This window comes from Pseudoclavibacter sp. 8L (assembly GCF_902506465.1).
Taxonomy (GTDB): Bacteria; Actinomycetota; Actinomycetes; order Actinomycetales; family Microbacteriaceae; genus Pseudoclavibacter.
In genome coordinates, this window is record NZ_LR733185.1 from 543,418 (window position 1) to 564,814 (window position 21,397).

At 69.5% G+C, this 21,397-nt stretch carries 20 protein-coding genes and 2 riboswitches; of the genes, 4 read left to right on the plus strand and 16 right to left on the minus strand.

The window, feature by feature from the left end; translation table 11 throughout:
* Positions 1 to 37: 37 nt before the first annotated feature.
* The 9 genes from GV007_RS02570 to GV007_RS02610 all read right to left on the minus strand — a co-directional run bounded on the left by GV007_RS02570 (position 38) and on the right by GV007_RS02610 (position 7,461).
* Positions 38 to 847 (minus strand): ABC transporter permease, encoded by an 810-nt coding sequence (locus tag GV007_RS02570; RefSeq protein ID WP_160070869.1) that lies wholly within the window; start codon positions 845 to 847, stop codon positions 38 to 40.
* A 102-nt stretch (positions 848 to 949) separates the two neighbouring features.
* Positions 950 to 1,076: riboswitch (FMN riboswitch) on the minus strand.
* 190 nt (positions 1,077 to 1,266) lie between these two features.
* Positions 1,267 to 1,695 carry an SRPBCC family protein gene (locus GV007_RS02575; protein WP_160070870.1) on the minus strand — a complete coding sequence of 143 codons (429 nt, stop codon included), beginning with the start codon at positions 1,693 to 1,695 and terminating at the stop codon, positions 1,267 to 1,269.
* A gap of 23 nt (positions 1,696 to 1,718) precedes the next feature.
* Positions 1,719 to 2,309, minus strand: coding sequence for a septum formation family protein (locus tag GV007_RS02580; protein ID WP_160070871.1), 591 nt, complete (start codon positions 2,307 to 2,309; stop codon positions 1,719 to 1,721).
* A gap of 9 nt (positions 2,310 to 2,318) precedes the next feature.
* Positions 2,319 to 2,882, minus strand: coding sequence for an orotate phosphoribosyltransferase (gene pyrE, locus GV007_RS02585; protein ID WP_160070872.1), 564 nt, complete (start codon positions 2,880 to 2,882; stop codon positions 2,319 to 2,321).
* Between the two features lie 31 nt (positions 2,883 to 2,913).
* The gene (locus tag GV007_RS02590) at positions 2,914 to 3,132 is read right to left on the minus strand and encodes a hypothetical protein (RefSeq protein ID WP_160070873.1); all 219 of its coding nucleotides are present in this window, start codon (positions 3,130 to 3,132) and stop codon (positions 2,914 to 2,916) included.
* 330 nt (positions 3,133 to 3,462) lie between these two features.
* Positions 3,463 to 4,299 carry an alpha/beta fold hydrolase gene (locus tag GV007_RS02595; protein ID WP_160070874.1) on the minus strand — a complete coding sequence of 279 codons (837 nt, stop codon included), beginning with the start codon at positions 4,297 to 4,299 and terminating at the stop codon, positions 3,463 to 3,465.
* Between the two features lie 89 nt (positions 4,300 to 4,388).
* Positions 4,389 to 5,510, minus strand: coding sequence for a GNAT family N-acetyltransferase (locus GV007_RS02600; RefSeq protein ID WP_160070875.1), 1,122 nt, complete (start codon positions 5,508 to 5,510; stop codon positions 4,389 to 4,391).
* Positions 5,507 to 6,574 (minus strand): LLM class flavin-dependent oxidoreductase, encoded by a 1,068-nt coding sequence (locus GV007_RS02605; RefSeq protein ID WP_160070876.1) that lies wholly within the window; start codon positions 6,572 to 6,574, stop codon positions 5,507 to 5,509. Before GV007_RS02605 ends, GV007_RS02600 begins: the two co-directional genes overlap by 4 nt.
* Positions 6,571 to 7,461, minus strand: a complete 891-nt coding sequence (locus GV007_RS02610; protein ID WP_160070877.1) for a DUF1684 domain-containing protein — start codon at positions 7,459 to 7,461, stop codon at positions 6,571 to 6,573. The genes GV007_RS02605 and GV007_RS02610 overlap by 4 nt, the downstream gene beginning before the upstream one ends.
* A gap of 235 nt (positions 7,462 to 7,696) precedes the next feature.
* Here GV007_RS02610 and GV007_RS02615 point away from each other — a divergent pair, with 235 nt between their 5' ends.
* Entirely contained in the window at positions 7,697 to 8,965 is a 1,269-nt protein-coding gene (locus tag GV007_RS02615) for an ammonium transporter (RefSeq protein ID WP_104330269.1), read from the plus strand.
* A gap of 127 nt (positions 8,966 to 9,092) precedes the next feature.
* On the plus strand, positions 9,093 to 9,674 hold the full coding sequence (locus tag GV007_RS02620; protein ID WP_104305726.1) for a hypothetical protein: 582 nt from the start codon (positions 9,093 to 9,095) through the stop codon (positions 9,672 to 9,674).
* Between the two features lie 37 nt (positions 9,675 to 9,711).
* Here the strand turns inward: GV007_RS02620 and GV007_RS02625 are convergent, their stop codons facing one another.
* From GV007_RS02625 to GV007_RS02635, 3 genes are all read right to left on the minus strand, one after another.
* The gene (locus GV007_RS02625) at positions 9,712 to 10,518 is read right to left on the minus strand and encodes a lytic transglycosylase domain-containing protein (protein ID WP_228502512.1); all 807 of its coding nucleotides are present in this window, start codon (positions 10,516 to 10,518) and stop codon (positions 9,712 to 9,714) included.
* Between the two features lie 134 nt (positions 10,519 to 10,652).
* Positions 10,653 to 11,006, minus strand: coding sequence for a DMT family transporter (locus tag GV007_RS02630; RefSeq protein WP_160070878.1), 354 nt, complete (start codon positions 11,004 to 11,006; stop codon positions 10,653 to 10,655).
* 2 nt (positions 11,007 to 11,008) lie between these two features.
* Positions 11,009 to 11,323 (minus strand): DMT family transporter, encoded by a 315-nt coding sequence (locus GV007_RS02635; protein ID WP_160070879.1) that lies wholly within the window; start codon positions 11,321 to 11,323, stop codon positions 11,009 to 11,011.
* 10 nt (positions 11,324 to 11,333) lie between these two features.
* Positions 11,334 to 11,400, minus strand: a riboswitch (guanidine-III (ykkC-III) riboswitch).
* A gap of 142 nt (positions 11,401 to 11,542) precedes the next feature.
* On the opposite strand from GV007_RS02635, the gene GV007_RS02640 reads away from it, so the two are divergent.
* A complete protein-coding gene (locus GV007_RS02640; protein ID WP_160070880.1) occupies positions 11,543 to 12,883 on the plus strand; it encodes an APC family permease in 1,341 nt (446 codons plus the stop codon).
* Positions 12,884 to 13,004: 121 nt separating this feature from the next.
* Entirely contained in the window at positions 13,005 to 13,958 is a 954-nt protein-coding gene (locus GV007_RS02645; RefSeq protein WP_160070881.1) for a manganese catalase family protein, read from the plus strand.
* Here GV007_RS02645 and GV007_RS02650 read toward each other — a convergent pair.
* The 4 genes from GV007_RS02650 to GV007_RS02665 are packed head-to-tail and all read right to left on the minus strand — an operon-like array spanning position 13,927 to position 21,381.
* The gene (locus GV007_RS02650) at positions 13,927 to 15,813 is read right to left on the minus strand and encodes a glycoside hydrolase family 127 protein (RefSeq protein ID WP_160070882.1); all 1,887 of its coding nucleotides are present in this window, start codon (positions 15,811 to 15,813) and stop codon (positions 13,927 to 13,929) included. The genes GV007_RS02645 and GV007_RS02650 overlap by 32 nt on opposite strands.
* Positions 15,810 to 18,647, minus strand: a complete 2,838-nt coding sequence (locus tag GV007_RS02655) for a beta-L-arabinofuranosidase domain-containing protein (RefSeq protein ID WP_160070883.1) — start codon at positions 18,645 to 18,647, stop codon at positions 15,810 to 15,812. Before GV007_RS02655 ends, GV007_RS02650 begins: the two co-directional genes overlap by 4 nt.
* A complete protein-coding gene (locus GV007_RS02660) occupies positions 18,644 to 20,116 on the minus strand; it encodes an aminopeptidase P family protein (protein ID WP_160070884.1) in 1,473 nt (490 codons plus the stop codon). Before GV007_RS02660 ends, GV007_RS02655 begins: the two co-directional genes overlap by 4 nt.
* Positions 20,113 to 21,381: an alpha/beta fold hydrolase gene (locus tag GV007_RS02665; RefSeq protein WP_160071549.1), complete on the minus strand. Its 1,269-nt coding sequence runs from the start codon at positions 21,379 to 21,381 to the stop codon at positions 20,113 to 20,115. Before GV007_RS02665 ends, GV007_RS02660 begins: the two co-directional genes overlap by 4 nt.
* Positions 21,382 to 21,397: the final 16 nt, after the last annotated feature.

The following is a 21,397-nucleotide window of genomic DNA, read 5'->3' on the forward strand; positions in this document are numbered from 1 at the left end:
CGAGAGAGGTGCGGTGGGAGGTCAGGCGGGTGTGAGGTCAGGCAGGAAGCGGTTCGTCGGCGAGCACGCGGGCGCGCCGCCTCGACTTGGGTTCGTCGTCGTTCCAGGTCACGGCGTTCTGGAACAGCCGCATGAGGATGTACAGGGCGACCGCGAGGAGCACGAGCATGAGCAGCGTGGAGAAGATGCCGGGGATGTCGTTGGCGTCGCGGTTGAGGGTGAGGAGCATGCCGAGCCCCCGGCCGCCCATCGTGAACTCGCCGACGACGGCGCCCGTGATGGACAGCGTCACGCCGGCGCGGATGCCGGCGAGCACGCTCGGCAGGGCGAGCGGCCCCTCGACCCACCACAGCAGCTGGTACCAGTTGGCGCCGTCGATGCGTGCGGCCTCGATGACGTCCTGCGGGAGCTGCCGCACGCCGAGCACGGTCGTGACGATCATCGGGAAGAACGACATGATCGCGCAGAGCACGACCGTCGGGGCGAGACCGTAGCCGATCCACAGCACGAGCAGCGGCGCGAGGGCGATGGCAGGGACGGCCTGCGACGCGGCGACGTACGGGGTGATCGCGACATCGACCCACGGAAGACGCGCGATGAGGTAGCCGAGCGGTACGGCCACGAGGATCGCGAGGAGACTGCCGAGCAGGGCCGCCGACAGCGTCACCCACGCGTGGCCCAGCATCGGGCCCTTCGTCACGTCGAGCCAGAAGCGCTCGGCGAGCTGGCCGGGGGCGGGGAGGAACTGCGGCGAGATGAGTCCGGCCGCCGTGACGAGCCACCACACGGCGAGCACACCGATCGCCACCGTGATCGGTGCGAGGAAGCGTGCTGACGTCGTGTTCATCTACCCGGCTTTCGTGGAAAGCTCCGGGGATGACGAGGCGCGTGGAGGTCGCCGAACTGGTCGGCGGATTCCACGAGCTGACGGTACGCCGAGGCGTGCCGTCACGTGCGCCTCCCTTCCGGACTTTCACCGTCGGTTCCGGAATTTCACCAGATCAGCCACTCCCTTGCGGGAGCAGGTCGCGGACTATAACCGCCGGCTCGGAATTACACCGACCCCGGAGCACGTGGACTCTGTCGCCAGAATACGACACGCCCCCGTGATGCGCGACATCGTGACGCTCCGCGACGAGCGAACAGCTCCAGGGAATGCCTGGATAGCAGCGCCGTCGCCCTTGCCACCGTCATCTCGGGATGGTCTGCACGCACGCGGATGGCTTGCAACACATCCCGAGGCGCGAAAGCCATCTCGAGACTCGGCTATCCGGCGGCGGCCTGCGCCTCCGCGGTCTTCTTCGCGCTGCGGAGCTCGCTGGCGATCGCCGCAGCTGCGATGGGCTTCGCGAGGCCGAGGCGCTCGGCGATGCCGCCGGCATCGAACTCCGCATCCACCGTCACGCGGGTGCTGGCCGGGGTGATCTCGTCAGTGCGCACCTCGGCGGCGAAGGACGCACGGCCCTCGACCGATTCCCAGCGCAGGCGCTTGCCCGGCTCGTTGACGACGACCTTCGCGTCGATCGAGCGTCGCTGCCCGACGAGCTCGACGTCCCACCTGATGAGGTCAGGGCCGAGCACCTCGACGTGCTTCACGATGCTGAGGACGCTCGGGAGCGACTCCGGCTCGGCGTAGAGGTTGAAGAGCACGTCGACGGGCACATCGATGTCGATGGATTCACTCACGAAGGTCATGCGATGAGCGTAGCCGTCGCACGCTACCGGTTCGCCGCGAGCGAGCCGGTCGTGGATGCCCCCGGCGTGGAGGCGAAGCAGCGGTAGCCGCGCAGCCCCGCGTCCCAGTCCGCCTGGTTCAGGGGGTAGCTGGCCTCGATGACGAGCCCGGGCACAGCCGCGGCCGCGGCGGTGTCGAGGACGTCGCTCGCCTGGCACGTGATCTGGGCGCGGTCCCTGAGCGCCGCCTCACCCGGATACTCGGCGTCTGCGGAGAACGTCGTCGCCTCGACGTCGGCGAGCAGCTGCCCCGAGTGCTCGGCGTCGCAGTCGACGACATCGAACCTGGGCTCCCAGGGCGAGACGTAGTCGCGGATGCACTGGCCCGGCTCGAGCAGCGACGCGTCGATGCCCGCGAGCGGCACCTCGCTGAGCGCGGGCCCGGCCGTCTCCGCCGGCGGGACCTGCCCGTCGCCGAACGGCTGGAGCCAGACTCCGAGCGCGGCCCCACCGAGGAGGAGGACCCCGATCAGCGCTGCGAGGACGCCGCGGTTGCGGCGCTTCGCGGCGCGCTCCACCTGCTGGTCGCGCGCTTCAGGCTGCTCGCGCGCGTCAGGCCTGGGGGTCGCTGCCACGGGGAGTGCCTAGGCGAGGCCCAGGTCTCCGAGGCCGATCGCGGCGCGGTACGGATAGCCGGCGGCTTCGATGACGCCCTGCGCTTCCGTGGCACGGTCGACGATGACGGCGACGCCGACGACCTTCGCTCCGACCTTCTCAAGGGCTTCGATGGCCTTGAGCGGCGAGCCGCCCGTGGTGGACGTGTCCTCGAGCACGACGACCCGCTTGCCTTCCAGGTCCGGCCCTTCCACCTGGCGGCCGCGGCCGTGGTCCTTCGGCTCCTTGCGCACGACGAACGCGTCGACGATCTTGCCCTGCGCGAGCCCCTGGTGCATGACGGCGCTCGCGAGCGGGTCTGCACCCATCGTGAGGCCGCCGACTGCATCCACCGGCGCACCCGTGAGGGTCTCGAACTCCTCGATGACCTCGAGCAGCACGCGGCCGATGAGCGGCGAGGCGCGGTGGTCGAGGCTCAACTTGCGGAGGTCGATGTAGTACGTCGCCTTCTTCCCGCTCGTGAGGGTGAAGTCGCCGTGGAACACGGCTTCGTCGCGGATGAGTTCGATGAGGGCGTCGCGGTCTGTCGTCACGGTCCTCAAGCCTAATCGCCCGAGGGGCAGGTCACCGCGCTGAGAGCGAGTCCGCTGCGATGGCGTCGGCGATCGTGGCCCACGGATGCGCGCGACGCCACTCCCGCAGGGCGGCTCCCGTCGGCAGCCCGTGTTCGTCGCGGCTCGCGGTCACACCGCCGCCACCGGAGGACGCGGGCCGGTGGTCGCCTGCCCCGCACGACGTGGTCGGGTCGAGTTCGCTGGTCTTCGTCACGGTGTTCGTCTTCATCACGCCTCCTCCGGCCAGCGCCTCGCTGGCCTTCGTTGTCTCGGGATGCTTCCGGTCCTGCGCGTCGAGCTGTGCTGCGTTTCGAGCTGCCGCCAGCCCATCAAGGCCCTCGGCCCGCTGTCAAGCGCACAGGACTTTCGATGGACGGGATTCACCCGATCCCGCGACTCCCAGCGAACTCTGCGAACCCTGCGATGGCGGCGATCCCGTCGCCTCCAAAGCCGCCGAGCGCGCGCACACTGTGAGATCGCCGAGACACCGAGACCCGGCCACCGAATGAGCGGTGGCCGGGTCTCGGCGTTCGGTGGAGTTGTCACCCTCCTCGCTGAATCAGCGGCTGAGGAACTCCAGCACGACCCGGTTCCACTCGTCGACGTGACTCACGTTGACGCCGTGGGGCGCATCCGCCACGACGTGCAGCTCGGAGCCGGCGACGGCCTCGTTCGTACGAGCTCCGGACCCCTCGAAGGGCACGGTCGCGTCGCTGTCGCCGTGGATGACAAGCGTCGGCACCTTCACGGCCTGCAGGTCGTCGCGGAAGTCGGTGCTCGCGAACGCCGCCATGGCCTGCAGGGCGGCGGGCTTGAACGCCTGCTTGGTCAGCTCGATGGCAGCCTGGCGCTCCTGCTCGGAGACGACGAGCTTGTCGTCGACCGAGTAGAACGTGGTGATGAAGCCGTCGTAGAACGTCTCCTGGTTGGCGGTGAGCGCGGCCGTCATCTTGGCGGCCTCTCCAGCCTCGAGGGGGCCGTCCGGGTTGCCGGCGGTCTTCAGCAGGTACGGCGGGACAGCGGATGCGAAGACGACGCTGTGCACGCGCTCGTCGCCGAATTTCGCGAGGTAGCGGGCTACTTCGCCGCCGCCCATGGAGAAGCCGACGAGGGTGACCTCGCGGAGGTCGAGGGCCTCGAGCACCGACTGCAGGTCGTCGGCGAAGCTGTCGTAGCTGTACCCCGTGAGGGGCTTGTCGCTGCGGCCGAAGCCACGGCGGTCGTAGGTCACGACGCGGTGGCCGGCGGCCTCGAAGGCCGGCACCTGGTGGTTCCAGGCTTCGCCGGAAAGCGGCCAGCCGTGGATGAGGACAACGGGGCGACCGGTTCCACCCGTGTCGTCGACGTGGAGCTTCGTGTCCGCGAGCAGGCCGTGGTGTGCGGTGATCTCAGTCATTGCGGTGCCTTCCCGCGCCGCGACTTGCGACGCATCTGCAATCATTCGGAACCGGGCTCCGCATCGGATCGGTGGCTCGGAGGCAACGCTCAGACGTCGATCGTGAAGGCGAGGAGCTGGAACGGCGGCCGCCCGTCGCCGGGGTCGACCGTGCGCACGCGCGACTCGAGGATCGAGAAGCCGAGCCGCTCGTAGAGGCGGTGCGCTCGCACCATCTGCGGTCCGCTGTTCATGACCACGCGCCGCAGCCCGCGTCGTCGCGCGAGCTCGATGACGAGCTTCGTGAGGATCGCGCCGACCCCGCGCCCGCGAGCGCCGGGGTCGACGGCGAGCAGCCGGAAGTCGAGCTCCTCGTCGCTCTCGGGCAGCGTGGTGAGGTGCTCCCCCGGCTTCGGCGTCACGACGGATCCGAGCAGCTCCCCGCTCAGTGCATCCACGGCGACCCACACCTGATTGGCTTCGGCGCGCTCGGCGACGGAGACGATGTCGTCGCGGTAGTGGCCCGAGATCGTGTACTCGAGTTCGTAGGCGCGCAGCGAGAGGGCCGAGACGGCGTCGATCTCGTTCGGCCGCACGAGCCGCACCACGACGCCGGGGGCGAGCTGCAACGGCAGCCGGTAGTCGATGTGTGGGATGCGGGACGCGTCGGCGACCGCCTCCGTGTCGCTCGCGTCGTCGGCCCCGTTGGTGCGCCGATACCCCAGGCCCTCGTAGAGGGCCTGCGCGGCGAGGTTCTTGCCTCCCGTGTCGAGCACGAGCGCGGATGCGCCCCACCCGAGCGCCGTCTCGCTCGCCGCCTGCATGAGGCGTTTCGCGATGCCGAGCCGCTGCGCGGTGGGTGAGACGGCGAGGAGGCGCACCTCCGCTTCGTCACCCGTGGCGAGGCGCGATGGGCCCGTGCCGGCGCGCGCGATGCTGAGCGTGCCCACGATCTCGGCGCCGCCGCGATCGCCGGGACTGCCGCGTTCGGCGACGAGCACGGCACCGGCGGCGGCTCGCCCCTCGACGTCGCGCACGAAGCGTCGGCGCTCTTCGCCGACCTGCAGGTGCCCGTATGGCCCAGCGGCGAACGCCGCCTCGCTGACACGGACGACCTCGGGCCAGTCCGCGGGCACCGCCTCGCGGACGCGGAGCACCGCGGGCTCTGCGGGCCTTGCGGGCTCTGGCCCGGCCGACACCGCCTGCGTCGGCACGGGTGCGGTCTGCGTCATGCGGCGGATGCCCCGACCAGCTCTTCGCTCCAGAGCGTCGTGGGGAACTCCTCGCGGAGCGCTGGGATGACAGCAGTGGCGAAGTACTCCAGCTGGTCGAGCTGCTGCTCGTGCGGGAGCGTGGTGGGGAGGCTGATCGACTGCAGGTCGTGGTCGAAGGCGGCGTGGAAGCGGCCGATCTTGTCGATCACCTGCTGCGGGCTTCCGACGAGTGCCGGCCCCTCGGCGATGGCGTGGTCGATGTCGCGGAACACGGAGTTGTTGCCTGGCACGTTGGTGGCGGCGACGAGGGCCTCGTAGACCGGACCGTACTGCTCCTTCGCCTTCTGCGAGGTCTCTGCGATGAAGAGCGAGCCGGCGCCCGCGCCGACGAACGCGGTGCGGGGGTCGTGGCCGTGGCGCTCGAACTCGTCGCGGTAGTGGCGCACGAGCACCTCGTAGTTGCGCAGGGGCTGGATGGCGTTCGCCGAGAAGAGCGGGTCGCCCCACTTCGCCGCGAGGGCTGCCGAGGCGAGGGTCGTCGCCGAGCCGTGCCACACGCGAGGCGGCCCGGCGTAGGGCCGCGGCAGGGTCGTGACCTTCGTGAGGGGACGCGTGAACTCGCTGCCTGGCCAGTCGAGCTCGGTCTCCCTCCACAGCTGCCGGAGCAGCGCGTACTTCTCGGCGAGCAGCTCCCACTGGTCGTCGATCTCGAGACCGAACAGCGGGAACTGGGCGACCTCGTTTCCTTTGCCGATGGTGATCTCGAGGCGGCCACGCGAGAGCTGGTCAATCGTCGCGAAGTCCTCGGCAACCCGGACGGGGTCGAGGATCGACAGCACGGTCACGCCCGTCTGGAGGCGGATCGTCGACGTCTGCGCCGCGATGGCCCCGAGGAGCACGCTCGGCGAGGACGACAGGAAGCGGCCAGCGTGGCGCTCCCCCACCGAGAAGGCGTCGAAGCCGAGCTCCTCGGCGCGCAGCGCGAACTCGAGGGTCTCGTGGAGCCGCTCGGACGGCGTCAGCTGCTCGCCCGTGACCGGGTTGGCGACGTACGGGACGATGTCGAGGACCTGGAACTTCACGCTGAGGCGCTCTCTGCGTGCTCGCCGGCCTTCGCGAGCGGCGTCTTCTCCCCGGCCTCGATGCCGACGGGGAGTCGGTTCTCGGCGGGAGGCAGCGGGCAGGTCGCGAAGACCGTGTACGCGCAGGGCAGGTTCACGGCGCGGTTGAAGTCGACCGTGACGCGGCCCTCCGCATCCGGTGCCGAGACCGACAGGGCACGGTTCGCGGCGTACGTCGTGAGGCCGCTCGTCGCATCCGTGAACAGGACGAGCAGCGATCCCGCCTCGTGCCCGTTGAACGCGGTGAGCGAGAACTGCTCGCCGCGAAGCTCGAAGGTGACCTTGCCCGGCGAGGAGTAGACATGCTCGAGACCCTCGACCGCGGCCCCGACGGTCACATCACGCGGCTCGTCGAACGCCTCGAACGTGCCCTGCGCGCGCCAGCGCAGGTTCGGGAGGTAGGTGGGGGTGCCCGAGTAGGCAGCCAGGTAGTCGTAGTCGGGGTCGCGGGGGCGCACGATTATGAACCCTCCCCGCTTGGCGATCTCGATGAGCACCTTGCCGGCGCGAGCAGTGACCCCGTCGCGCTCGGCGATGCACGGGAACCGGTGCAGCCGGGGCCCCTGCAACAGGAGGCCGTCGGCCTCGAGGGTCTCGCCGTCGGCGAGATCGACGATCGCCTGCCCATCCTCAAGCGACCAGGAACCTGGGATGCCATCAATGGCCTGCGGCTCCTCCGACAGGAAGTTCAGGCTGGTCACGGCCAGGAACCCGTGGCCATCGGTGCGCCGCTTCTCGTGCTCGACGTGCCACGCCTCCCAGTCGCGGTTGAACTGGGCGCGGTCGACGTCGGCGTCGCCGCCGGGGCCACCATCGCGGACAAGGGACGGGGAAGCCGAGATGCTCATGCCGGGATGGTAGGCAGACGCCGCCTGCAACCGTAAGACGGGGGCTGCGCCGGACTACTCAGGGCGTCACATTGCGCAAGGCGGGCGGTGCGTTTCAGGGGACACGCCGGAAACACGACTGCAACACACTTCGTTCGTTCGCGTAACACCACCGCCGCGCAGGCGAAACAGCACGAGCGCACCATGAGTGCACCCCGACGCCCCACGTGCGTCCCTTGCAGAGAGGTCTACAACGATGGATCAAGGAAATACCGCATTCATCCTCTTCGCGGCGGCGCTCGTGCTGCTGATGACACCAGGACTGGCCTTCTTCTACGGAGGCCTGGTCAAGGCGAAGAGCGTGATCAGCATGATGATGATGAGCTTCGGCGCGATCGGCCTGATCGGCGTGCTCTGGGTGCTCTTCGGCTACTCGATCGCCTTCCCGGCGGCTGAGGGCCTGAGCCCGCTCTTCGCGATCGACCCGTCCGCGATGGGGCTCTCCAGCCTCCTCGAGGTGCCGGAAGACGCCGCCTACCCACCCCTCGCGTTCGCCGCCTTCCAGGCGACCTTCGCGATCATCACCGTCGCCCTCGTCTCCGGAGCCATCGCCGACCGCGCGAAGTTCGGCTCGTGGATGATCTTCGCCGGCATCTGGGCGACCGTCGTCTACTTCCCCGTCGCCAGCTGGGTCTTCAACTTCGGCCTCGCCGACGACGGCTCCTTCGCATACGGCGGATGGACGACCTACGGCCTGCAGGAGACCTTCGGCCTCGGCGTCATCGACTTCGCCGGCGGCACGGCAGTGCACATCACGGCCGGCGCTGCAGCCCTCGCCCTCGCGCTTGTCCTCGGCCGCCGCGTCGGGTTCGGCAAGGGAGCTCACGTCCCCCACAACCCGCCCTTCGTGCTCCTCGGCGCCGGCCTCCTCTGGTTCGGCTGGTTCGGCTTCAACGCCGGATCCGAGCTCGCCGCTGACGGCGTCGCAGCCCTCGCCGTCGTCAACACGATCGCGGCCCCCGCGGCCGCGCTCCTCGCCTGGCTGGTCGTCGAGAAGATCCGCGACGGCAAGCCCACCTCGGTCGGTGCAGCATCCGGTGCCGTCGCGGGCCTGGTCGCCATCACCCCCGCCTGTGCATCCCTCGACCCCGTGTGGGCGATCCTCCTCGGCGTCATCGCCGGAGCCGTCTGCGCCATCGCGATCGACCTGAAGTTCAAGCTGGGCCTCGACGACTCGCTCGACGTCGTGGGCATCCACCTCGTCGGCGGCCTCATCGGAACCCTCTACCTGGGCTTCTTCGCCAACGGCACCGGCCTGTTCCTCGGTGGGGACGGCACGCAGCTCCTCGTGCAGGCCATCGCGGCCTTCGCCATCATGGCGTACTCCTTCGTCGGAGCCCTGGTCATCGGATTCATCATCCACAAGACCATCGGCTTCCGCGTGAAGGACGAGGACGAGATCGCCGGCCTCGACACCGTCTCGCACGGTGAGGCGGGCTACGTGCTCGAGGACACGCGCGTCTAGCGTCGCCCCGTTCACCGACCTCGAAGGTGGCGGCACAGTTCACAGACTGGCCGCCACCTTCTGGCCTTCCCCCCACCACGGCAAGGCCAACCCCAAACTGAGCTACACGCAGATTGGATGCCGTTCGATGAAGATCGTCACGCCGCAGTCGCTGCCCCGGGAACGACTCGGCACCGACCTCCGCTCGGGAAGCGTGCACGAGATCTGGCGCGACCCGGACGACGAGGTCGACCCCAGGTGGAGCCTCTCCCTCGTCGACGTGAAGCGAAACGTGAAGTCGCTGCACCGACCCGAGGGAACGGTCGACCACTGGCTCGGCATCAGCGGGCCGCAGCTGCGCCTCGTGGATGGGACACGGCAGGAGAAGGTGCGCGCAGACCACCAGATCGTGGTCGAGTCGACGACGCCGCTCCTCCTGCTGCGCAGCTCCATCGGACGGGCGAAGAGCACCCGGCTGCTGCGGGTGACCCGCAAGTCGGAGATGCAGCCCATCATCCTCGGCCGCGTCTTCGTGAGCGACCCCGTCGAGTTCGACCCCGACGTGCGCGCCATCTACCTCATCAGCGGCCGCCTCCGCGTCGCAGACACCGATCTGGCCGAGGGTGAGGCCGCGATCTTCGACGACACCGTCCCCCCGGTCATGCACTCGGATGGCGCCTTCGTCGCGACCATGGCGATTCCCTGCGTCGAGGTGCCCCAGGGCTCGTGACCGAGCTGTGCCCAGCGCGACGAATGCTCGGGAACTCCTACGGGGCGTAGAGCACGGCGTAGCCGGCGACCTCGCGTGCGTACTCGGCCGGGAGGTTGTAGGCGGAGATCGCGGTGTTCCAGCCGTCATCGCTCGTGAGCTCGCCACCCCGCTCGCACAAGTAGGCGGCCGCCGTCTGCACGGCGTCGTCGATGTGGTGCGGGTCGGCGACCCCGTCGAAGTTCGCGTCCTGCCCGAACTTCGCCCACGTCTCCGGGATGAACTGCATGGGGCCGACCGCACGGTCCCATTCCGCGTCCTCATCGAGAGCGCCGCCGTCGGTGTCCGGGATAGCGAGGAACCCTGCGCTGCCATCGAGAGGCACGCCGATGATACGTGGCTCGACCTGGCCAGAATCCAGTACCTGAGACCCGCCGTACGTGCCGTGTCGGGACTCGACCGCCCCAATGCCGGCGAGAGTGTTCCAGCCGATGCCGCACTCCGGGCGCGTCTCGGAGACGCGGATCGCCGCTCCCGCGTAGGCAGAGAGCGCCCTGGTCGGGATGCCCGTCGCCTCCGAGGTCGCCTGTACCCAGGCCGGAGCTGCGAGCTCAGCGAGCGGCACATCCCAGATCCCGTACCCCGCCGACTCGGGCAGGGCCTGCGCGGGCGCCGCCGGGTAGCCCTCTGCCGCGGGGTCGAGTTCCGGCTCCGTCTGCACCTGAGCGTCCCCGCTGCCGACCTCGTCCTCGCCGTAGGCAGGCGAGAAGAAGGACCCGGCGCATCCCGTCAGCAGCGAAGCGGACGCGACGCCGACACCCAGGGTCATGAGCAGGCGGGTGCGAGCGGGGGTGCTGGCAGACAAGACGATGATGCTGGCCCTTCCTGGGGTCGGCGGCGGGGTCGGCGCGGTTCGGCGCGGGGTCGGCGGCGGCTGGAGCCGAGAGGCTCAGCGTACGTGCGACCACGGACACCCGACTGGATGCGCGCCGAACGCGCTCAGGCGCGGTCGGCTTCTTCGGCCAGCTCCGCCTTCTTCTCCGGCACGAGCTTCAGCCCGATGACCGCCAGGATGATGCCGGAGATGAACACGGCCTTCCACGGAGAGAACGCTTCGTCGCCCGTCGCCATCGCGTAGATGACTGTGAGCGCCGCCCCGATGCCGACCCACACGGCGTAGGCGGTGCCGATCGGGATGCGAGCCGCGGCCCAACCGAGGCCCAGCATGCTGAGCACGACCCCGACGAAGAAGACGATCGTCGGGCCGGGCTGCGTGAACCCGTCCGACTGGCCGAGGGCGGTGGCCCAGACGGCTTCGAGGATGCCGCTGATGACAAGCGCGATCCACGCCATGGTCAGCTCACCACCTTGAGGCCGATGACGGAGCCGACGAGCAGCAGGAGCAGGAGGACTCTGGCGACCGAGACGCGTTCCTGCTTCGTGACCATGGCCCAGACGACGGTGAGGGTCGCGCCGATGCCGACCCAGACCGCGTAGGCGGTGCCGGTGGGCAGCTGCGTCATGGCCCAGGCGAGGCCGGCCATGCTGATCGTGAGCGTCACGAGGAACACGACAACGGGGATGGGCTTCTTGAAACCCTTCGAGGCGGAGAGCGCTGAGGCCCAGACGGCCTCCAGCATTCCAGACAGAATCAACACGAACCAAGCCACGACGGCTCCTTCTGAGTCAGTCTTGTCGTGGTGCGGGTACTGCTCCCTCGTCCGCAAGCCCGATTCCGGGGCTTCAACATCCAACGGTAGCAACAGCCAGGACCATTGGCCAGGTCTGAGGCGCGGTCGCTGCGGATGCACAGGGGCCGTCGGATGCACACCACGGCACACGTGACAAGGGGTGGGGACCTTCATCCCGACGCGGGACAGACTCTGAGCATGTCTCCCACGCAGCCCCCATCGCAGACTCCGGCACTCAAACGCGACGTCACGGGGCTGCTCCTCTTCGTGTTCATCCTCGGCGACGTGCTCGGGGCCGGGATCTACGCCCTCGTCGGCACCATCTCAGGCGAGGTCGGCGGCGTCACCTGGCTGCCGCTGCTCGTCGCCCTCGGCATGGCCCTGCTCACAGCGGCGTCGTATGCGGAGCTCGTCACGAAGTACCCGAAGGCGGGCGGCTCCGCGGTGTTCGCGCAGCGCGCCTACCGCTCGGAGTTCGTGTCCTTCATGGTGGGCTTCTGCATGCTCGCGGCCGGCGTCGTGAGCGCGGCGAGCCTCGCGCTCGCGTTCAGCGGCGACTACCTGGCCACGTTCGTCGATCTGCCGCCCGTGGTCGGCGCATCCCTGCTCCTCGTGCTCATCGCCCTCGTCAACCTCCGCGGCATCAAGGAATCGCTGCGCTCGAACATCGTCATGACGTGCATCGAGCTCACCGGCCTCGTCTTGGTCGTGGTCCTCGTGGGAGTGCTCGTCGGCAACGGCGGTGGCGACATCGGCCGGGCAGTGTCGTTCGGCGACGGCATCAGCCCGTTCCCGGCCGTGCTCGGCGCGGCCCTGCTCGCCTACTACTCCTACGTCGGATTCGAGACGTCGGCGAACCTCATCGAGGAGGTGCGCGAGCCGTCCAAGGTGTACCCGAAGGCCCTCTTCTTCTCGCTGCTCACCGCCGGCTTCATGTACATGCTCGTCGGCACCGCAGCGTCCATCGCCGTGCCCTCGGGCGAGCTCGCCGAGTCCACCGGCCCCCTGCTCAACGTCATCGAGGCGACCGGAGTGCCGGTTCCGGCTTGGCTGTTCAGCGCGATCGCCCTCATCGCGGTCGCCAACGGAGCGCTGCTGACCATGATCATGGCGAGCCGCCTCACCTACGGCATGGCGGGGCAGGGCCTGCTGCCCCGGATGCTCGGGCGCGTGCTCCCCGGGAGGCGAACCCCGTGGGTCGCCATCATCGTCACCACCGTCTGCGCCATCGTGCTCACCGCAACCGGCGGCATCGCCGTGCTCGCCGAGACCGTCGTCATCCTGCTGCTCATCGTGTTCATCAGCACCAACCTCGCCGTGCTCGTGCTGCGTCGCGACAAGGTGGAGCACGCCCACTTCAGAGCCTGGACCGCGCTGCCCGTGCTCGCGATCATCTCCTGCATCGTCCTGCTCACCCAGCAGAGCGGCGAGGTGTGGCTGCGCGGCGGGATCATCGTCGCGGTCGGGATCCTCTCGTACGTCGTGCTGCGCTTCGCGCGGCGAGATGGCCGCGACCGCGCGGCGACGCCCGTCGAGTAGTCGCGCGTTCTACACCCTGAGCCGGGGCTCGCGGTAGCCCTCTCGGAAACCCAGGAACGGTTGGTGCTCTTGGGGAACCGGCGCGTCCGTGTCGGCCCGGAACGATGACGAGGAGACACCCATGTACTTCCACGCACAGACCTGGATCAATGACATCGCCGACGGCGAGCCAGACCCCGCAGCGGCGAACGCCCTCCAGGAGGGGCTCGGTGGGCAGTTCGGCGAGATGCGCACCATGATGCAGTACCTGTTCCAGGCGATGAACTTCCGCGGCCCCACCGCGAAGCCCTACCGCGACCTCATCCAGGGCATCGGCACGGAGGAGATCAGCCACGTCGAGCTCATCGGGACGACGATCTCGCGCCTCCTCGACGGCTCCCCCGAGTACACGGGCAAGCTCACCGACCCCGTCGACAAGCCGGGCGCCGGCGGTGCGACGCCGCTGAAGATCGCGCTCGACACGAGCAACATCCACCACTATCTCGTGGGCGCGCAGGGTGCGCTGCCGGTGGATGCGGCCGGCAACCCGTGGAGCGGCAGCTACGTGTATAACTCAGGCAACCTGCCCCTCGACCTGCTGTACAACCTCATGCTCGAGTCGACGGGGCGCCTGCAGAAGTGCCGCATCTACGAGATGACCGACAACCCGACTGCGCGCGGCACGATCGCCTACCTCATCGTTCGCGATCAGGCGCACGAGAACGCCTACGCGCGGGCCCTGGAGACGCTCGGCGTGAGCTGGAAGTCGCTGCTGCCCATCCCCAAGACGAACGCCGAGGCGTTCCCCGAGGTGAAGGAGCTCCTCGACCTGGGGTTGCAGAGCAAGCAGTACTCGTTCGACCTCGACGGCAAGTCGGAGGCTGGCAAGATCTTCCAGGGAGCGTCGCCCTCGAACGACGGGACGACGCTGGACGCCTCCGAGCAGGCGCCGGCCGGCGCCCCGTCGTTCATCGCCGACGAGCGTCTCGAGGAGTTCTCGCCGGGGCTCGACGCCGAGCTGCTGGCGCTCATCCAGGCGACGGCCGAGCTCGAGCTGTCGGAGGTCAACGGGTTCTACGGGCCGACGACGACGTAGACACCGGGAGCCACACGCGCATCTCGCCCGGCGCGCGGTTGCCCCACGAGAAATAAGGGACAAGCGTGAGCGTCGTGTCCGCATCGAGGTCGGCGGTGAGGATCGTCACGGGCCCGCTCGGGTGCACCCTGCCGTCGTGCGCCTCGAGTGGGCTCGTCATCGGCACCGGAACGTCGTCCAGTGGATGCACGTTGTCCGTCGCCTCGGCCGCATACACGAGCGGGCCGCGGACGATCGCGACCCTCCCCGCCGCAGCCTCCACTCTCGGGTCAGCCCGCTCGAGGCGTGCGGCGAACGGAACGTGCACCTCGAATCGGTCTCCGTCGGAGAACGGACGCCGGATGATGGCGTGTCCGCCGCGCAGCTCGAAGGGGACGGGTGCTGCGCCAGCGCTGATCTGCAGTTCGTCCGCCCAGTCGGGCACGCGCAGACGCAGCTCGAATTCGAGCGCATCCGCACCCTCGATGCGCACCTCGAAGCTCGCCCGCCCCTCCCAGGGCAGCTCGCTGCGCAGCCGCAGCTCGACGTTCGCACCCCCGGATTCGAAGCGCAGGGAGCTCCCGACGAGCAGGTTGACAGTGATGACCTCCACCCCGTCGGTATCCGCGTTCCCGACGCTGTAGACGAAGCCGCCGAGCGAGGTCAGGAGCCTTGCCAGGTTCGGCGGACAGCAGGCGACCCCGAACCAGCTGGAGCGCACCCGGCTGCCATCGCTCGCGAGCGGGTTGTCGTAGAAGAAGTCGGAGCCGTCGGCGCTGACACCGGCGAGGACCGAGTTGTAGAGGGCGCGCTCGGCGATGTCGAAGTATCCGGAGTCGAGGTCGAGGCGGGCGTTTCGCTCCGCCCAGAGCACAAGCCCGATGGCGGCGCACGTCTCGGCGTACGACGTCAGGTTCGGCAGGTCGAAGTCGCTGGTGAACCCCTCATTCTCGGCGGAGGACCCGAGGCCGCCCGTGACGTACATGCGCCTCGACGTGACCGTCTCCCACAGCTCGCGGTTCGCGGCGGCCAGCGACTCGTCGCGGTCCGCGAGCGCGAGGTCGGCGACCGCGCTCAGGAAGTACATGGCTCGCACGGCGTGGCCGACGACCGCGGTCTGCTGCCGGATGGGGGCGTGCGACTGGAAGTACTCGTGGTTGGTCTCGAGCTCGGTCTTCGTGCCGGGGAAGCCGAGGCCGAAGTGCCCAGGACCGCCGCGTGCGGCCACCTCCAGGTCGAAGAAGGAGGGCTCGGCCCCTCGCTCGTCGACGAAGAAGCGGGCCAGGTCGAGGAACCGGTGCTCGCCGGTGTGGCGCCAGAGCTTCACGAGCGCCAGTTCGATCTCCTGGTGTCCGTCGTAGCCGCGGATCTGGCCCTCGTCCGGGCCGAAGGTGCGGCCGATGAGGTCGACGTAGCGGATGACGATGCCGAGCAGCCGTTCGCGACCGGTGGCCTGTGCGTGCGCGACCGCCCCTTCGATGAGGTGGCCCGCGCAGTACAGCTCGTGCGAGTCCCGCAGGTCGGTGAAGCGCAGCTCGGGCGCCGTGGTCGTGAAGAACGAGTTCAGGTAGCCATCCGGTTGCTGGGCGCCTTCGAGCAGGTCGACGAGCTCCTCGATCTGGGCTGCGAGAGCTGCGTCGGGGCCGGTGGCAAGCACGTTGCTGGCCGCTTCGATCCACTTGCCGATGTCGCTGTCCCAGAAGATGTGGGGCGAGCCCTTCCTGGACCAGGTGCCACTGAGCGCCTCGAGGTGCCCGACACTGCCGAACTGGGCGAGCATGTGCGGGAGCATGACCTCCCGCACCTGCTGGATGCGCGGTGTCCAGAACGCGTCATCGATGCGCACCTGGGTGAGCGGGGCGGGGCGCGCGCTCACGCGTCGCCGCCTCGGGATGCGCCCGCCGCTGGGAGGACGAGCTGCTGGCGCGGCCCTTCGTTGCCCGCCCGGTCCGTGGCCGCGTACTCGAGCACCTGCTCCCGGTCGGTGAGCGCCCTGACGAATGCCTCCTGGAAGGTGCCCCAGAAGGTGCCAGGCCCCTCCCACTGGATTCGCTCGACCCCGGAGACCTGGTCGTCGGCGACGAAGGTGACCTCGACGCTGCTGCCGAGCTCCCGCAGCCGGACCTCGACCTCAGGCGCGCTCGTGTCGACGCTCAGCTCACGGCTCGCGTAGCCGATCTGCCCGTCGCCGCCCGTGGCTCTCGCCGCGACCACGTGCACGCCCTCCGCGTCGAGCTCGAACGGATGCTCGTAGGGGCACCAGTCAGCGTCGTCGACCCGCACCTCGATGCGGATCTCGCCGGAGGCGAGGTCTCCGGTCCCGCCCGTGCTCGCATCGAGGAGGACCGCCTCCACGGTGACCACGGGGACCCGCGTGAACCAGCCGGACGGGGCGGGTTCGAGGTCGACCCCGATATGCACAGCGGGCGGCATGGCCGAATCCTGTGCCGCGTCGCCGATCGTCCAGTGCGTGCGAGTCACGTGGATGCCGTCGACCACCGTCTCGACGTCGTGTGCGCCGAGGTGGCTCATGCCAGCCGAGTCCGCGGTCGCCACGGTCGCCACGGTCGAGGTCCGCTGTCTCCCGTCAGCCGCGACGTCCGCCTCGCCCGCGGTGCGGAGCACGACCTCGAGCTCTGGGCGGGAGAGCAGCCCCTTCCCGCGCACGGCTGTCGCCGTCTCGAAGACGGACCGGAGGAACTCGGCTCGCTCGGAGAACGGGCCCCTCCGCCAGAGCGCTTCGAGGAAGGTCTCCCCCGACGCATCAGCACGGTTCGGGACACCGCTGTCATGCCCGGCGAACGCGATGCGTTCGTCGACGGCGCGCACATACATGTGGAACCGCGAGTCGGCGCCGGACCAGCTGGGTTCGAAGTCGACATCGGCGAAGCGGATCAGGCCAGCGTCGGCGTCGGCGTCGGCGTCGGCGTCGGCGTCGGCGTCGGGACGGAGCGTGCCATCGAGCAGGCGCCTGCCGAGCAGACCGAGCTGCAGCGACGTCGTCGCCTCCGACCTCGCGAGCAGCACGGTCGGACCGAGCTGCAGGTGGTGGAGCCGGGAGTCATCGATCGTGGGCGTCGAGGTCAGGGCCATCGGCAGGCGCAGCGAGATCACGTCACCGGGCCGGAACTCGCGGCGGATCGTGGCGAACGTGCCCGGCAGCGCAGCCACGTCGAGACGCCGCCCGTTGAGGAGCACGTCGACAGGGCCGGCGGTCCAGCTCGGGATGCGCACGTGCACCGCCTTCTCGACGCCGATGCCCGCGCCGGTCTCGCCGTGTGTCAGCGCCTGGAAGGTGAGGGCGAGCTCGCCCGAGACCGGGAGCTCCGTGCTGAGCCGCACCCGGAGCCCCGCCTCGCGCCAATCGAGCGTCGAAGCGGTGTGCAGGGTGACCCAGAGCTCGTGCCCTGCCGTGAAGAAGATCGAATCCTGGTACTTGACGTGGTTCTCGAGCCCCGTGCCCCCACAGCAGGTGCCGACGTTGTCGTACTCGCGCAGAGCGCCGGGATGCACGGGGAACATGTACGTCACTTCGGGGCTCGTGTCCGAGTCCACGGCGCGGCGCGAGCCGAGCACATGGTTCAGGACCGCGCGCTCCGCGTAGTCGAAGAACCGAGGGTCGAGGGTGTGCTGGAAGAGGAGGCGTGCGATCTTCAGGAGGTTGTAGGTGGCGCAGGTCTCGGCGTTGCGCTGCCCGATGTTGCCTGCCACCGTCTCAGGCGGCCCCCATAGCTCGCTCTCCCCGGTGCCACCGTGGGCGAACATCCGCCCTGGCACGATCTGGTCCCACAGGCCGAGCACGGCGTCGAGATAGCGACGTTCTCCCGTCAGCTCGTACTCGTGGAGGTAGCCCACGAGCTGCGGGAGGTGCTGGTTCGCGTGCATCTTCGTGAGGATGTCATCGCCGGCCACGCCCGCGTCGATGAGGGTGTCCATGTCGAAGAAGCGAGCGGTCTCGAGGAAGGTCGGCTCACCGGCGACGGCGCTCAGCCGGGCCATGGTCTCGTTCATGCCCCCGAACTCGCCCGCGATGTAGAGCGACCACATGCGTTGCCGCTGCTCCGGGGCGAGACGGCTGAGCCGGGCATGCACCCAGTGGCCCATGCGCGCGGCGATCTCGAGCGCCTGGGCGCTGCCGGCCAGCTCGTGTGCGTCGAGGAGCCCCGCCATGATCTTGTGGCACGTGTAATACGGGGCCCAGATCTCGCCGTACGGGGCGAACGACTCGAGGCGGGAGAACTGCCACTCCCCGTAGGCGGCGAGGAACCCCGGATGCGAGGAGCGGCCCGACGCGGCGAGCGCCTCCTGCACCTCGGCGAGACCTGCGACGAACGCATCCACCTTGGCGAGGAGCGCCGGGTCCCGCTCTCCCGCGTAGGCGAGCGACAGCATCGAGAGGAAGTGGCCCGCGTAGTGGCCGCGCAGCAGGTTGGCGGTCTGCGCACGCTCGCGGCCCGGGTAGTCTGCCTCGCCCCAGGCTTCCTCGAGCGGGTGGCCGAAGTCCTCCCACGTTCCAGGGGCCGCGGCCCCGCGGGTGTCAATGCCGGCATTGGCCCGGAAGACGGCCAGGAGTCGATCGACCGGGTACACCCGGGCGAGGTGCAGCATCTCGTCGCGGGCTCGCGCGTAGACGCTCGTGTCGTCGAGGGCCACGTCCTCGAGGCCGAACGGCGAGGCGAGGGGCCGGATGCGGGTGTCGGGGTGCGTCATGCCGTTCCGTTCGAGAGTCCCAGGCGGGCGCGGGTCCAGCGTTCCACCCCGTCGGCGTCGATCGGGAGGGCATCCGAGAGCACCTCATGGCCGTCCGCCGTCACCAGCAGGTCGTCCTCGAGCCGCACTCCGATGCCACGCAGCTCCGGCGGGACCGTCGCGTCGTTCGCGTGGAAGTAGAGGCCGGGCTCGACCGTCATCACGACGCCAGCCTCGAGGTCAGCCCCCATGTACTCCTCGTACGCGGAGTGGCTGCAGTCGTGCACGTCGAGGCCGAGGTGATGCCCGACGCCGCAGGCGAGGTAGCGGCGGTGCTGCTGCCCCGCTGGGGAGAGCGCCTCGTCCACGGAGACGGGGAGCATGCCCCAATCGTGCAGCCCCTGGGCGATGACCTCCATCGCCGCGAAGTGGAAGTCCAGGTACGGCGTTCCTGGCCGGATCTGCGCCATGCCAGCCCGGTGCGCCTTCTCGACGAGATCGTGCGCCGCCCGCTGCTCGGCGGAGAAGGTTCCGCTCGCGGGGATCGTGCGCGTCACATCGGCCGTGTACAGCGAGTTCGTCTCGACTCCCATATCGAGCAGCAGCGCTGCATCCGGCAGCAAGGGACCATCGCAGCGCACCCAGTGGAGGATGGGCGCGTGGGGTCCGGAGCCGACGATCGTCGAGTACCCGGGCCCATTGCCGAAGGTTCGGGCGTGGCGGTCGAAGGTGCCCTGCAGCCAGCGCTCGCCGAGTCCGTCGGCGATCGCACGAGGGACCTCGGCGACGACCGCCGCGAAGCCCGAGACCGTGTCATCGATCGCGCGCCGAAGCTGCGCGATCTCCCACTCGTCCTTCACCATGCGGAGGTTGGAGAGCTCACGGTCGAGCTCGGGCGATCTGAGGAGCGAGAGGGCGTCGAGGACCGAAGGTGGCACAGAGGCGCTCGCGAGGCCACCCCGCTCGATGCGCACGCCAGCCAGCTCCTGGACGGGCTTCACGTCGAGGTCGAGCGCTTCGGCCCACTGCGCCACCCCGGGGGAGGCTCCGACCCAGAGCTCGCCGTGGTTGGCGTCGCTGAAGAACCCCGCCTCTCCGGGGCGGAACGGTGCGGGAAGGTACAGCGTCGCGTCGTGGCCACCTGGCACGGGATGCAGCACGAGGGTCGCCCCCTCGACCTGGCAGCCGGTCAGCCACACGAAGTCGCTGTTGGCGCGGAACCCGTAGTTGCAATCGTCGTTCCGAACGGGAGCCGCACCGCTCGACACGACCAGCGCCGAGCCGGCGAAGCGCGCGCTGAGCCGTGCTCGGTGGGAGGCCGCGGCTGCGGCAGCGCCGGGTGTCAGCGCGATCGGCGCATCCACGTCCTGCCAGTCACGCGCGATGAACTCGGTGAAGGCCGGGATGCTCGCGAGCTTCGGGTACCTGGTCCCCGCATAGGGCGGCCGCGCGGTGGTCGCGGAATCTCCGTGGGTGTGTCCTGCGTTCATCGTCGCTCTCCTCCTCGGTCGCGGACCAGCTCCCTCAGGCGCGTGAACGTGCGCCCCGAGCCGATCCCGTCATGCTCGAACTCATTGGTGACCCAGCTGGTGGAGTTGCCGACGCGGGTGAGCGTGTCGAGCTGCAGCTGAGCATCCACGTACATGTCGTCGAAGTACACGGCGGCGGCGACGGGCACCTCGTTGGCGGCGAGCGCATCGAAGTCGTAGAGGGCGCCCCATTTCTCCCGGCTGGCGAGCTCGTGCACGGCGTCGCGGAACCCGCGCAGCAGTCGCACCTCGTCGAACATCCAGGGGAACGCCATCTCTCCCGTGAACAGCAGCGGCCGGCGCTCAGCGTCGAACTGGGGTCGGCGCTCACGCTCACGCTGCGCGGCCCAGTTCGTGGCGCCGCTGCGCTCGTCGCCGTAGATCGACTCCTGGAGCGTCCAGAACAGTGGGTTGCCGGCACTCGACGTGCGCGCGAGCACCTGCGCCAGGAACGGCTCGCTGAGGCGTCCGTCCGGCGTGATGGCGTCCTCGAGCAGCCAGTGCATGCGCTCGAAGCCCGGCTTCATGCCGAAGTCGAGGCCGAGCGACTGGAAGCGCTGCACGGTGAGCCGGTCGCCGTCCGGCAGGCGCACGTCGTCGTCGGCGAGGCGGTCGGCGATCGCCGACACGATCGCGACGTCCTGCGGGTAGCGCCTCGCGAACTCGGCGTTCTTCTGCTCGACGCGGGTGAAGGTGCGTCGGTACACTTCTGCCGCGTCGGGCGGCGTTCCGGGGATGCCCCCGCAGACGTAGCTCGCCGCGATGGCCGCCGGTGCGTGCGAGAGGTAGGCGAGCGTCAGCCATCCCCCGTAGCTCTGCGCGAGAGTCGCCCACCGGGCGCCGCCGTACAGCGCCGCGCGAACGTGCTCGAGGTCGCGCACGATGGAGTCGGCCCGGAAGCGAGAGAGGTAGTCCGCGCCGCGAGCACCGTCACCGAGACCCGCAACAGTGTGCGCATCGACGGGGGTGCTTCGCCCGGTGCCTCGCTGGTCGACGAGCACCAGCCGGTAGTTCTGGAGCGCCTCGCGGATCCAGCCCGATGCCTCGACCGGCCGCGGGTTCGACCCGCCAGGGCCACCCTGCAGGTAGGTCAGGAGCGGCAGCTCATCGCGCTTCCGATCGGGGTCGACGAGCTCGCGCACGAACAGCGAAATCTCCGCGGACTCAGGGTTCCACCAGTCAAGGGGCACCCGGATGCTCTGCTCGCGCACCCACATGCCCGGCATCGAGTACTCGACGACT

Bases quoted from the DNA above. Each gene is read 5' to 3' on its own strand.
- GV007_RS02645 (WP_160070881.1), top strand. From the start codon at position 13,005: ATGTACTTCCACGCACAGACCTGGATCAATGACATCGCCGACGGCGAG.
- GV007_RS02620 (WP_104305726.1), top strand. From the start codon at position 9,093: ATGAAGATCGTCACGCCGCAGTCGCTGCCCCGGGAACGACTCGGCACC.
- GV007_RS02615 (WP_104330269.1), top strand. From the start codon at position 7,697: ATGGATCAAGGAAATACCGCATTCATCCTCTTCGCGGCGGCGCTCGTG.
- GV007_RS02600 (WP_160070875.1), bottom strand. From the start codon at position 5,510: ATGACGCAGACCGCACCCGTGCCGACGCAGGCGGTGTCGGCCGGGCCA.
- GV007_RS02640 (WP_160070880.1), top strand. From the start codon at position 11,543: ATGTCTCCCACGCAGCCCCCATCGCAGACTCCGGCACTCAAACGCGAC.
- GV007_RS02665 (WP_160071549.1), bottom strand. From the start codon at position 21,381: ATGCCGGGCATGTGGGTGCGCGAGCAGAGCATCCGGGTGCCCCTTGAC.
- GV007_RS02630 (WP_160070878.1), bottom strand. From the start codon at position 11,006: ATGGCGTGGATCGCGCTTGTCATCAGCGGCATCCTCGAAGCCGTCTGG.
- GV007_RS02570 (WP_160070869.1), bottom strand. From the start codon at position 847: ATGAACACGACGTCAGCACGCTTCCTCGCACCGATCACGGTGGCGATC.
- GV007_RS02575 (WP_160070870.1), bottom strand. From the start codon at position 1,695: ATGACCTTCGTGAGTGAATCCATCGACATCGATGTGCCCGTCGACGTG.
- GV007_RS02595 (WP_160070874.1), bottom strand. From the start codon at position 4,299: ATGACTGAGATCACCGCACACCACGGCCTGCTCGCGGACACGAAGCTC.
- GV007_RS02660 (WP_160070884.1), bottom strand. From the start codon at position 20,116: ATGAACGCAGGACACACCCACGGAGATTCCGCGACCACCGCGCGGCCG.
- GV007_RS02610 (WP_160070877.1), bottom strand. From the start codon at position 7,461: ATGAGCATCTCGGCTTCCCCGTCCCTTGTCCGCGATGGTGGCCCCGGC.
- GV007_RS02590 (WP_160070873.1), bottom strand. From the start codon at position 3,132: ATGAAGACGAACACCGTGACGAAGACCAGCGAACTCGACCCGACCACG.
- GV007_RS02655 (WP_160070883.1), bottom strand. From the start codon at position 18,647: ATGACGCACCCCGACACCCGCATCCGGCCCCTCGCCTCGCCGTTCGGC.